Below are 12,476 nucleotides of genomic sequence, written 5' to 3' on the forward strand. Positions count from 1 at the left end.
CGCCCTGGTCTTCCTGCTGCCCTGGTTTCTGGTGCTCTGGCCCCGCGGCGGACCCGGCGTAAGCTGGATGCGTGCCGAAGGTCCTGCGGTTCGACGACGACCCCCATCGCGACGATTCCCACCACGACGCCCGGCAGGCGGAGCAAAGGCCGCCCGCGGAGGGGGACGCGGTCGTGCGCGTCATCGTGAAGGTGAACACGGGCGGGTACGTTCCGGCCGGTTTCCGGGTGCGTACCCGGGTCGACGAGGAGATGTTCACGGCCGAAGCGACCGAGGCGGACCTGACGGTCGCGGCCGATGACCCCCGGGTCGAGTCGGTCGCGCGCGCGCACCGGCTGGACCTGCCCTGAGGGTCCCGGGGCCGCGTCCCGCCGCCGGCCTGTGGCGTTCGTCACAAGGGGACCCGCAATGGTCCCCTCACTGTCACACTGGACCCCGTGATTCGCATTTAACCCGTCGTTCACCTGCGAAACACCGCTGACACATTTTCCCGTGGAAGCGTAAAAAAGCACCCCTCGGCGCGGGCGGGTCCCGGCCGCAATGATATTGTGTTCTATTGATTCGACGTCGTCCGGCCCCGACCATATTCACATGCCGGACTACAGAAACAGTCCGGCCCCGACCCACCACCTCGGGGCGGCTACACACACAATGAAGTGGACCCCGCCACGTGGATCCGCCGCTGAGACCGGCGCGATACTGGCGGCCCGTATCCTTCGGCCGCGACAAACCGGCCCGGAGGCGACGGGTGCACGATTGAAGGATCCGCGCCGGTGACGGCACCGGATTCCTCGGGGCCAACGCCGTCCCCTCCGATAAGCACCAACACGGAGAAAGGACGCCATGTCACTGACTGGAGACCAGCGGACTGCTTCGCGGGGAGCCGGCGACGAAATCGTCTCGCCCTTTACCCGCTTCGCCCATCTGCCTGAAGCGTCGGGCCTGTACAGCCCGGAAAACGAGAAGGACGCCTGCGGCCTTGCCGTCGTTGCCACCCTGCGCGGCGAGCCCGGCCACGACATCGTTGATGCCGCCCTGACCGCCCTGCGCCGCCTGGAGCACCGCGGCGCCGTGGGCGCGGACGAAGGCACCGGCGACGGCGCCGGACTGCTGACCCAGGTTCCGGACGAATTCCTGCGCTCCGTCGTCGACTTCGACCTTCCCCCGGCCGGCTCCTACGCCGTCGGAACCGCCTACCTGCCCGACGACGAGGAATCCGAGGCCGCCGCGCGCGCCGGCATCGCGGACATCGCCGAGCAGGAGTCCCTGACGGTCCTCGGCTGGCGCGAGGTCCCCGTGAACGCCGACATCGTCGGCGCCATGTCCCGTGCCTGCATGCCGCGCTTCGTCCAGGTCTTCCTGGCCCCCGCCGACGGTGCCGTCGAGGACCTCGACGCCCGCGCCTTCCGCGTGCGCAAGCGCACCCAGAACAAGCACGGCGTCTACTTCCCGTCGCTGTCTTCCCAGACCCTGGTCTACAAGGGCATGCTGACCACTGCGCAGCTGGAGCCGTTCTACCCGGACCTGTCCGACCCGCGCTTCAAGACGCGCCTGGGCATCGTCCACTCGCGCTTCTCCACGAACACCTTCCCGTCCTGGCCGCTGGCCCAGCCGTTCCGCACCATCGCGCACAACGGCGAGATCAACACCGTCAAGGGCAACCGCAACTGGATGCGCGCCCGCCAGTCCCAGCTGGCCGGTCCGGTGCTCGGCGAGGTCCCGGAGGAGCTCTTCCCGATCTGCACCCCGGGTGCCTCCGACTCCGCGTCCTTCGACGAGGTTGCCGAGCTGCTGATGCTTTCCGGCCGCCCAATCACGCACGCGATCGCCATGATGGTCCCGGAGGCGTGGGAAAACCACGCCACCATGGACCCCGCCCGCCGCGCCTTCTACCAGTACCACTCCATGCTGATGGAGCCGTGGGACGGCCCGGCCGCCGTGTCCTTCACCGACGGCAAGCAGGTCGGCGCCGTGCTCGACCGCAATGGCCTGCGCCCGGCCCGCTTCTGGGTCACCGACGACGGCCTGGTCGTGATGGCCTCCGAGGTCGGCGTCGTGGACATCGCTCCGGAGAAGATCGTCCGCAAGGGCCGCGTCTCCCCGGGCAAGATGTTCCTGGTGGACACCGAGGCCGGCCGCATCATCGAGGACGCCGAGATCAAGGCCAACATCGCCGCCGCCAACCCCTGGCAGGAGTGGCTGGACCGGAACCTCATCAAGCTGGCGGACCTGCCGGAGCGCGAGCACGTGGTGCACAACTCCGCCTCCATCCAGCAGCGCCAGCGCACCTTCGGCTACACCACCGAGGAACTGCGCATCCTGCTGGCCCCGATGGCCAAGAACGGGGCCGAGCCGCTGGGCGCCATGGGGTCGGACACCCCGATCGCCGTGCTCTCCAAGCGCCCGCGCCTGCTCTTCGACTACTTCGTGCAGTCGTTCGCCCAGGTGACCAACCCGCCGCTGGACGCCATCCGCGAGGAACTCGTGACGTCCATGCACACCTCGATCGGCCCGAACGGCAACCTGCTGGACCTCGGCCAGGTGACCGCCAGCCAGGTGGGCCTGGAGTTCCCGGTCATCACCAATGACGAACTGGCCAAGATCGCCAACATCCAGACCTCCGAGGGCACCAAGGCGGCCCTGAAGGTTCGCGGCCTGTACCGCCCGGCCGGCGGCGCCGAGGAACTGCGCCTGCGCCTGCAGGAGATCTGCGAGAAGGTGTCCGCGGCGATCAACCGCGGCGTGCAGTACATCGTGCTCTCCGACCGCGACTCCAACGCGCAGTGGGCCCCCATCCCGTCCCTGCTGTTGACCAGCGCGGTCCACCACCACCTGCTCAGGAGCGCCAACCGCACCAAGACCTCCCTGATCGTGGAGGCCGGCGACGTCCGCGAGGTCCACCACGTCGCGGTGCTGATCGGCTTCGGCGCCGCGGCCATCAACCCCTACCTGGCCCTGGAAACCGTCGAGGACATGGCCAGCAAGGGCGAGCTGGGCGACATCACCGCCGAGAAGGCCCACTACAACCTGATCAAGGGCCTCGGCAAGGGCGTCCTGAAGATCATGTCCAAGATGGGCATTTCCACGGTCTCCTCCTACTGCGGTGCGCAGACCTTCGAGGCGCTGGGCCTGTCCCAGCAACTCGTCGACCAGTACTTCACCGGCGCCCAGTCCCAGATGGGCGGCGTCGGGCTGGACGTGCTGGCGGCCGAGGCCGCGGCCCGCCACGACTCCGCCTACCCGGCGGACAGCAACCCCGAGCCGCACCGCGCCCTCGAAACCGGCGGCGAGTACCAGTGGCGCCGCGAAGGCCCGCCGCACCTGTTCAACCCGGAGACGGTGTTCCGCCTGCAGCACGCCACGCGCGAGCGCCGGTACGACATCTTCAAGGCCTACACCAAGGGCGTCGACGACCAGGCGAAGGACCTGATGACGCTGCGCGGCCTGATCGGCTTCAAGGACGGGATGCGCCCGGCCGTGCCGATCGAGGAGGTCGAGCCGGTCTCCTCGATCGTCAAGCGCTTCTCCACCGGTGCCATGAGCTACGGCTCGATCTCCAAGGAGGCGCACGAGACGCTCGCGATCGCCATGAACCGGCTGGGCGCGAAGTCCAACACCGGCGAGGGCGGAGAGGACGTGGAGCGCCTGCTGGATCCGGAGCGCCGCTCGGCGATCAAGCAGATCGCTTCGGGACGCTTCGGCGTCACGAGCCTGTACCTGACCAACGCCGAGGACATCCAGCTGAAGATGGCCCAGGGCGCCAAGCCCGGCGAGGGCGGCCAGCTGATGGCCCAGAAGGTCTACCCGTGGGTGGCCCGCACCCGCCACTCCACCCCGGGCGTGGGACTGATCTCCCCGCCGCCGCACCACGACATCTACTCGATCGAGGACCTGGCGCAGCTGATCTACGACGCCAAGCGCGCCAACCCGCGTGCCCGCGTCCACGTCAAACTGGTCTCCGAGGTCGGCATCGGCACGGTGGCGGCCGGCGTGACCAAGGCGAAGGCCGACGTCGTGCTGGTTTCCGGCCACGACGGCGGCACCGGCGCCTCGCCGCTGAACTCGCTCAAGCACGCCGGCGCGCCGTGGGAGCTCGGCCTGGCCGAGACCCAGCAGACGCTGATGCTCAACGGGCTGCGCGACCGCGTGGTGGTCCAGGTCGACGGCCAGCTGAAGACCGGCCGCGACGTCGTCATCGCCGCCCTGCTGGGCGCCGAGGAGTACGGCTTCGCCACCGCCCCGCTGGTGGTCGAGGGCTGCATCATGATGCGCGTCTGCCACCTGGACACCTGCCCGGTCGGCGTCGCCACGCAGAACCCCGAGCTGCGCGCCCGCTTCTCCGGCAAGCCGGAGTTCGTGGTGAACTTCTTCGAGTTCCTGGCCGAGGAGGTGCGCGAGTACCTGGCGCAGCTGGGTTTCCGCACCCTCGACGAGGCCATCGGCCACGCCGAGGTGCTGGACCGGCAGCCGGCGATCGACCACTGGAAGTCCGAGGGCCTGAACCTGGAGCCGATCTTCGCCACGTTCGAGGGCGGGGAGGCGCCGCTGCGCAACCTCACCACGCAGAACCACGAGCTGGAGCTGCACTTCGACAACAAGCTGATCGAGATGAGCTCCGACGCGCTGGAAAGCCGCCAGCCGGTGCGCATCAGCCTGGACGTGGTGAACACCGACCGTTCCGTGGGCACCATGCTCGGGCACGAGGTCACCCGCCGCTTCGGCATCGAGACGCTGGCCACCGACACGATCGACGTCACGCTGACCGGCCAGGCCGGCCAGTCCCTGGGCGCCTTCCTGCCGGCCGGCATCACGCTGCGCCTGTTCGGCGAGTCCAACGACTACGTCGGCAAGGGCCTTTCCGGCGGCCGCATCATCGTCCGTCCGCACCGCAACAGCCCGATCGTCGCCGAGCGCAACGTCATCGCCGGCAACGTGATCGGCTACGGGGCGACCAGCGGCGAGATGTTCCTGCGCGGCCAGGTGGGCGAACGCTTCCTGGTGCGCAACTCCGGCGCGACCGCCGTCGTCGAAGGCATCGGCGACCACGGCCTGGAGTACATGACCGGCGGCACCGCGCTGATCCTGGGCCCCACCGGGCGCAACTTCGGCGCCGGCATGTCCGGCGGCATCGCCTACGTGCTGGACCTGGTGCGCACCTCCGTGAACCTCCAGGCCCTCGAGGCGGGCGAACTGCTGCTGCAGCCGCTGCCGGGCGAGGACATCGAACTGGTGCGCGGGCTGCTGGCCCGCCACGGCGAGGAGACCGGCTCCGCGCTGGCCGCCCAGCTGCTCCTGGACTTCCAGGACACCGCCGCGCGCATCACCAAGGTGCTCCCGCGCGATTACGCGGCCGTTCTGCGCACCCGCGCGGAGGCCGAGGCAGAAGGACTTGACCTGGACGGCGACACCGTCTGGAACCGCATTTTGGAGGCGACCCGTGGCTGATCCCCGTGGATTCCTGAACGTACGCGAACGCCAGACGCAGCCGCGCCGGCCCGTCCCGGTGCGCATCATGGACTGGAAAGAGGTCTACGAGCGCCAGGAGCAGGGCACCCTGGCCAAGCAGGCGAGCCGCTGCATGGACTGCGGCGTCCCGTTCTGCCACCAGGGCTGCCCGCTGGGCAACCTCATCCCGGAGTGGAACGACCTGGTCTGGAAGGACCGCATGGGGGAGGCCAGCGACCGCCTCCACGCGACCAACAACTTCCCCGAGTTCACCGGCCGGCTCTGCCCCGCGCCCTGCGAGTCCTCCTGCGTGCTGGGCATCAACCAGCCCGCGGTGACGATCAAGCAGATCGAGGTCTCGATCGCCGACCAGGCGTTCGAGGACGGCAGCGTGGCCCCGGTCCTGCCGCACCGGCACACCGACCAGACGATCGCCGTCGTCGGCTCCGGCCCGGCCGGGCTGGCCGCCGCCCAGCAGCTGACCCGCGCCGGCCACACCGTGGCGGTGTACGAGCGTGATGACCGCATCGGCGGCCTGCTGCGCTACGGCATCCCGGACTTCAAGATGGAGAAGTCCGTGCTGGAGCGCCGCCTGGACCAGATGAAGGCCGAGGGCACCCGCTTCCGCACCAACGTGGAACTGGGCAAGGACATCTCCTGGGACCAGCTGCGCCGCCGCTACGACGCCGTCGTGGTCGCCACCGGCGCCACCGTCCCGCGCGACCTGCCCATCCCGGGCCGCGAGCTCGACGGCGTGCACTTCGCCATGGAGTACCTGGTGCAGGGCAACCGCGTCGTCGCCGGCGAGGAGGTCGCGGACCAGATCGACGCCAAGGGCAAGCACGTGGTGATCCTCGGCGGCGGCGACACCGGCGCCGACTGCATCGGCACCGCCCACCGCCAGCAGGCCGCGTCCGTGACGACCCTGGCCATCGGCAAGCAGCCGCCGTCGGAGCGCCCGCAGAGCCAGCCGTGGCCGATGTTCCCGAACCTCTTCGAGGTCGCCAGCGCGCACGAGGAGGGCGGCGAGCGCACCTACCTCGCCTCCACCGTCGAGTTCGTCGGCGAGGACGGAAAGGTGACCGGCATCCGCGTCGCCGAGACCGAGTACCTGCAGGACGGCCGCCGCGTGCCCAAGGCCGGCACCGAGCGCGTCATCCCCGCGGACCTGGTCTTCCTGGCCCTGGGCTTCACCGGCCCGGAACCGGCCGGCATGGCCGAGCAGGCCGGCATCGGGTTCGACAACCGCGGCAACGTGGTCCGCGACGGCTACTACATGACCGCCACGCCGGGCGTGTTCGTCGCCGGCGACGCCGGCCGCGGCCAGTCGCTGATCGTGTGGGCCATCGCCGAGGGACGTGCGGCGGCCGCCGCCGTCGACCGCTACCTGATGGGCGATACCCGCCTGCCGGCGCCGGTCGCCCCGACGGACCGGTCCATCAACCCGCTGTAGGGTGTCCCGGGGGCCAGCCCCCTGTGTATCCAGTGGCGAAGGCACCTGCACCAGGACTTGTCCTAGGCAGGTGCCTTCGCCGCTTAACATTCCGGGCCGGACGGAGCCCGCGGTGTGGTCTTCGGTGGCGGGAGCCTTGCGCGGGGCCCATCCGTACTAGGCTGGGACGGTGAGACGCGCAAAGATTGTGGCCACTTTCGGCCCTGCCATCGGAAGCTACGAGAAGACGCTGGCGGTGCTCGCCGCGGGCGTCGACGTCGCCCGGCTCAACATGAGCCACGGCGAACATTCACTCCATGCGCAGACGCTGGCGAACGTGCGCCAGGCCGCCGAGGAACTGGGACGGCCGGTCGGCGTGTTCGCCGACCTGCAGGGGCCCAAGATCCGGCTGGGCAGGTTCAGCGACGGCCCCCACACGCTAAAGGCCGGGGACCGCTTCACCATCACCACCGAGGACATCCCGGGCACCCGCGAGATCTGCTCGACCACGTTCAAGGGACTGCCGCAGGACGTCGCCCCCGGCGACACCCTGCTCATCAACGACGGCAAGGTCTCCCTGCGGGCGCTGGAGGTCGATGGTCCCCGGGTCCTCACCGAGGTGGTGGTGGGCGGGGAGGTCTCCAACAACAAGGGCATCAACCTTCCCGGGGTCGCCGTCAACGTCCCGGCCCTGAGCGAGAAGGACGAGCACGACCTGCGCTGGGCCATCCGAGCCGGCGTCGACATGATCGCGCTGTCCTTCGTGCGCAACGCCACCGACATCGGCCGCGTCCACCAGATCATGGACGAGGAGGGCCTGCGCCTGCCGGTGATCGCCAAGATCGAGAAGCCGCAGGCCGTGGCGGCGCTGCCGGAGATCATCGACGCGTTCGACGCGATCATGGTCGCCCGCGGCGACCTCGGCGTGGAGCTGCCGTTGGAGCAGGTGCCGCTGGTCCAGAAGCGGGCCATCGAGATGGCCCGCCGCTGGGCCAAGCCGGTCATCGTGGCCACCCAGGTGCTCGAGTCCATGATCGAGTCCCCGACGCCCACCCGCGCCGAGGCCTCGGACTGCGCCAATGCCGTGCTGGACGGGGCGGACGCGGTGATGCTTTCGGGCGAGACGAGCGTGGGCAAATACCCGATCGAGACCGTGAAGACCATGGCCAGCATCATCGAGGCCACCGAGGCCGAGGGGATGCCGCGCATCCCGCCGCTGGGCTCGCGGCCGAAGACCCGCGGCGGGGCGATCACGCGCGCGGCCGTGGAGATCTCCGACGAACTGGACGCCAAGTACATCGCGGCGTTCACCCAGTCCGGCGACTCCGCCCGCCGCCTGTCCCGGCTGCGCCCGCGCAAGCCGGTGCTGGCCTTCACCCCGACGAAGCACACCTACAACATCATGACGCTGTTCTGGGGCGTCCAGCCCAGGCTGGTGGAGTACGCGGACCACTCGGACAAGATGACCGCCCAGGTCGACCGGGAACTGCTGCAGTCCGGCCTGGCGGAGGTCAACGACCTGGTGTGCGTGGTCGCCGGCTCCCCTCCAGGGGTTGCCGGGTCCACCAACAGCCTGCGCATCCACCGCGTGGGCGACCTGGCCGACGCGGGCCAGCTGCTGGAGGGCCACCAGACGCCGGACCGCGAAAAGGTCGGGCCCTACCGGACGCGCGAGGAAGAGCTGGAGGAGATGGTCCAGCGCATGCGGGGGGAGCGGGGCTAGCCCGGCTGCCCGGCACTTACCGCACATGACGGCGGCGGCCACCGGAAGGTGGCCGCCGCCGTCGTTCGCGGGCTGCTTCGGGGCCCTATTTGGCGGGCCCGTTTCAGGGCCCCTATTTGACCTGGCTGATGATCGTTTCGGCGACCTCGCGCATGCTCAGGCGACGGTCCATGGAGGTCTTCTGGATCCAGCGGAAGGCCTCGGGCTCGGTCAGGCCCATCCGGGTGGTCAGCACGCTCTTGGCGCGCTCGACCAGCTTGCGGGTGGCGAACTGCTCCTGCAGGTCCCCCACCTCCGTTTCCAGCGCCAGCAGCTCCTCGTGGCGGGAAACGGCGATCTCGATGGCCGGGATCAGGTCGTTCGGGGTGAAGGGCTTGACCACGTACGCCATGGCGCCGGCCTCGCGGGCCCGCTCGACCAGTTCGCGCTGGCTGAACGCGGTCAGCAGCACCACCGGGGCGATGCGCTCCTTCACGATGGCCTCGGCGGCGGTGATGCCGTCCATGACCGGCATCTTCACGTCCATCAGGACCAGGTCCGGCTTGTGTTCGCGGGCCAGTGCCACGGCCTTCTCGCCGTTGTCAGCCTCGGCGACGACGTCGTAGCCCTCTCCTTCCAGGATTTCCACGATGTCCAGCCGGATCAGGGTTTCGTCCTCGGCGACCACAACGCGGCGGGCGGGGCGGGGCGCGGCGGGGGATTCCGTCATTGGGTTTCTCCTGTGCTGCCCGGGTGCGGGCGTGGTGCGGTGTTTCCGTATTCAGCCTACTGGCATGTACAGTGGTTCAGCGCAGCTCCGCAGTGTGACGTGTGCGGAGTCTGGTCAGTTGTGCGCCGATTCCCCGCTGAACGGGGTTTTGTTGCGCAACATGGCAGGCCCGAGTGGCGGAATTGGCAGACGCACCGCACTCAAAATGCGGCGATGAAAATCGTGTGGGTTCGAGTCCCACCTCGGGCACGAGCAGGCCCCGGTCCCTTGTGAATCAAGGGACCGGGGCCTTTTCTGCGTTCAGTGCGTGCACTTTGTGCACGGATCCCCCGGACGTCGGTTCCGGGAGGAGCTAGACGGCCTGATCGGCGTCGCGTTCGGGCCGCCGATAGCCGGCGAGGGCGGCGCGGACGTCGCCCTCTTCGTGCCCGCCCTTCTTCTTGCCGAACGGCAGCACCTTGAGCAGCGGGTGCAGGATGGCCATGACGGCGAGCCCCCAGGCGAGTCCAAGGACGGCCGAGCACAGGGTGTTCACGAGCCAGCTCAGAAGGCCGCCCACCACCGGGATCCCGTGGAACGGGGCCTCAAGGACGTGGACCAGGTCGTACGGAGCGTGCCAGCCGAGGTCATACGCCCCCTGGAGCATGATGTGGCCGCCCACCCACAGCATGGCGATCGTCCCGACGAGGGTGATCGCGGCCAGCACGGCGGGCATGCCCTTGACCAGCAGTTCGCCAAAGCGTTGCGAGCCCGCGGAGTCCTTGGTGGTCAGGTGCAGCCCGATGTCGTCCATCTTGACGATCAGTGCGACGGCGCCGTACACCAGCACCGTGATCGCGATCGCCACGACGACCAGGATGAGCGCCCGGACCCACAGGGACTCGTCTGCCACTTCGTTCAGCGAGATGACCATGATCTCGCAGGACAGGATGAAGTCGGTCGTGATCGCGCCCTTGGTGACTTTGGCCTCCGCCAGCGGGCCCCGTTCGACCGCGGGCGCCTGTTCGGCCTCGTGGTGGCCGCGGAGCTTGTGCCAGACCTTCTCGGCACCCTCGTAGCAGAGGTAGGTGCCGCCCAGCATGAGGATGAACGGGATAACCCCCGGGATGAAGGTACTGATGAGCAGCAGCGCCGGCAGGATGAACAACAGCTTGTTCCGGAGCGATCCCCAGAAGATCCGCTTGATCATCGGCAGTTCGCGGGACGGGTCCGCCCCGGACACGTACTGGGGGGTGACGGCGGCGTCGTCGATCACCACGCCGGCGGCCTTGGCCCCTGCCTTGGCGGCTCCGGCGGCGACGTCGTCCACCGAGGCTGCCGCTATGCGGGCCAAGGCTGCCACGTCGTCCAGCAGGGCGACGAGACCGCCGCTCACAGGACGCCCCCGCACGGCTCGACGGCGGACTGCTGGGCGTGGAGGCCCCGGTGGGGGAGTGTGATCGGCATGCCCACAGTATATGAGGGCGGGCAGTCCGTGGACGGGCAGCGGCGTGCCCCGGCCGGTGGGGGAACGGGACAGTGGTTACGATATGGAGGCGCGGCCCTCAACACTCGTCGCGCCAAGCCCCGAGGCCACCCCCGTGAAAATGCCGGCCGGTACCGGGTGCCGGACCCGGCGAGGTGGTTCTGCGCGCAACAAGTTTTGGATGCCGATTGGAACGAGGTGCCGTCATGACGGCTGTAGCCGAGGGAGTGGGGTTCCGCTCCAAGCGCGGACCCATCCTCATTGCCCTGATGCTGTCGACGGGCCTCGTTGCCATCGACGCGACCATCGTCGCGACGGCGGTGCCCTCGATCGTGGAGGAGATCGGCGGCTTCTCGTCCTTCCCATGGCTCTTCTCCGCCTACCTGCTGGCCCAGGCCGTCTCGGTACCCGTCTACGCGAAGCTCTGCGACATGGCCGGCCGCAAGCCGATCATCCTCACCGGCATCGGCCTCTTCCTGCTCGGGTCGATCCTGTGCGGGTTCGCTTGGAGCATGCCGGCCCTTATCGCGTTCCGCGTGGTGCAGGGCCTCGGTGCGGGAGCCGTCCAGCCGATGGCCGTCACCATCGCCGGCGACATATATTCCCTGGCGGAACGCTCGAAGGTGCAGGGCTATCTTGCGAGCGTGTGGGCGGTCTCCTCCGTCGTCGGGCCTACGCTCGGGGGCGTGTTTGCCTCCCTGGGCCTCTGGCGCGGGATCTTCTTCGTGAATGTGCCGCTGTGCCTCCTGGCGGGGTGGATGCTCATCCGTACCTTCCACGAGGAGATCGAGCGCACCAGGCACCGCGTGGACTACCTCGGAGCGGCCCTTCTGACGGTCTCGCTCAGCCTGATCATCCTCGGGGCACTCCAGGGAGGGCAGGCATGGGCCTGGGATTCACCCATCAGCATTGCGGTGTTCGCGCTCGGAGCCGTCCTGTTCGCGGTGTTCCTCTTCGTCGAACGGCGGGCGGCCGAGCCGATACTGCCTCCGTGGATCGCGTCGCGGCGGCTGCTCGCAACGACGGCCCTGATCTCCTTCGGCGTCGGAGCCGTCATGCTTGGCCTCACGTCCTACGTCCCCACGTTCCTCGAGGGCACGCTGTCAACCTCCCCGATCCTCGCTGGCCTCGCGCTCGCGGCCCTGACCCTCGGCTGGCCGATCAGCGCCTCGCAATCGGGCCGCCTCTACCTTCGGATCGGGTTCCGGTCCACGGCCCTGATCGGCATCACGGTCACGGTCATCGGTGCCGCGATCCTCTTCGCCACCGCCTCCACGCCCAACGTCATGCTGGTCGCGGCCAGCTGCTTTGTCGTCGGACTCGGACTCGGGCTTGTCGCCACCCCGAGCCTGATCGCCGCCCAGACGAGCGTGGAGTGGAACGAGCGCGGAGTGGTCACCGGCACCAACCTCTTCGCGCGGTCGATCGGCAGCGCCCTCGGCGTTGCCGTTTTCGGCGCCGTGGCGAACGCGGTCTACGCCGGAACGCCGAACGGCGGCACGAACCCGGACACAATTGCGTCGGCCTCCGCAGCCGTTTTCCTGGCGGTGCTGATCAGTGCCGCCCTCACCGTCGTCGCCGTCGTCGCCATGCCGGCTCCGGCCCGCGCGGACGAGGCGTAGGAAGCCCTGACCCGGGCCGCCGCGTCGATCACCTCTTCGGCAAGCGGCGGGTGGCCATGGATTTTTCACAGCAGCGAAAC

At 69.2% G+C, this 12,476-nt stretch carries 7 protein-coding genes and 1 tRNA gene; 6 read left to right on the top strand and 2 right to left on the bottom strand.

Annotated elements, in window-relative coordinates; translation table 11 throughout:
• The first annotated feature begins 71 nt into the window (after nucleotides 1-71).
• The 4 genes from ABD912_RS13480 to pyk all read left to right on the top strand — a co-directional run bounded on the left by ABD912_RS13480 (nucleotide 72) and on the right by pyk (nucleotide 8,600).
• Nucleotides 72-350, top strand: coding sequence for a hypothetical protein (locus ABD912_RS13480; protein ID WP_345151469.1), 279 nt, complete (start codon nucleotides 72-74; stop codon nucleotides 348-350).
• Nucleotides 351-843: 493 nt separating this feature from the next.
• A complete protein-coding gene (gene gltB, locus ABD912_RS13485; protein WP_345151471.1) occupies nucleotides 844-5,445 on the top strand; it encodes a glutamate synthase large subunit in 4,602 nt (1,533 codons plus the stop codon).
• Nucleotides 5,438-6,898: a glutamate synthase subunit beta gene (locus tag ABD912_RS13490; protein WP_345151473.1), complete on the top strand. Its 1,461-nt coding sequence runs from the start codon at nucleotides 5,438-5,440 to the stop codon at nucleotides 6,896-6,898. Before gltB ends, ABD912_RS13490 begins: the two co-directional genes overlap by 8 nt.
• A 169-nt stretch (nucleotides 6,899-7,067) precedes the next feature.
• Entirely contained in the window at nucleotides 7,068-8,600 is a 1,533-nt protein-coding gene (gene pyk, locus ABD912_RS13495; RefSeq protein WP_345151474.1) for a pyruvate kinase, read from the top strand.
• Nucleotides 8,601-8,712: 112 nt separating this feature from the next.
• Here the strand turns inward: pyk and ABD912_RS13500 are convergent, their stop codons facing one another.
• Complete coding sequence (locus ABD912_RS13500; protein ID WP_345151476.1) at nucleotides 8,713-9,309, bottom strand: ANTAR domain-containing response regulator; 597 nt, start codon at nucleotides 9,307-9,309, stop codon at nucleotides 8,713-8,715.
• A 167-nt stretch (nucleotides 9,310-9,476) separates the two neighbouring features.
• Here ABD912_RS13500 and ABD912_RS13505 point away from each other — a divergent pair.
• A tRNA-Leu gene (locus ABD912_RS13505) sits at nucleotides 9,477-9,558 on the top strand.
• Between the two features lie 103 nt (nucleotides 9,559-9,661).
• Here the strand turns inward: ABD912_RS13505 and ABD912_RS13510 are convergent.
• Nucleotides 9,662-10,684 carry a DUF808 domain-containing protein gene (locus ABD912_RS13510; protein ID WP_345151477.1) on the bottom strand — a complete coding sequence of 341 codons (1,023 nt, stop codon included), beginning with the start codon at nucleotides 10,682-10,684 and terminating at the stop codon, nucleotides 9,662-9,664.
• Nucleotides 10,685-10,980: 296 nt separating this feature from the next.
• On the opposite strand from ABD912_RS13510, the gene ABD912_RS13515 reads away from it, so the two are divergent.
• The gene (locus ABD912_RS13515; protein WP_345151479.1) at nucleotides 10,981-12,396 is read left to right on the top strand and encodes an MFS transporter; all 1,416 of its coding nucleotides are present in this window, start codon (nucleotides 10,981-10,983) and stop codon (nucleotides 12,394-12,396) included.
• Nucleotides 12,397-12,476 lie beyond the last annotated feature (80 nt).

It is taken from the genome of Arthrobacter ginkgonis (assembly GCF_039540195.1).
Lineage (GTDB): Bacteria > Actinomycetota > Actinomycetes > Actinomycetales > Micrococcaceae > Zafaria > Zafaria ginkgonis.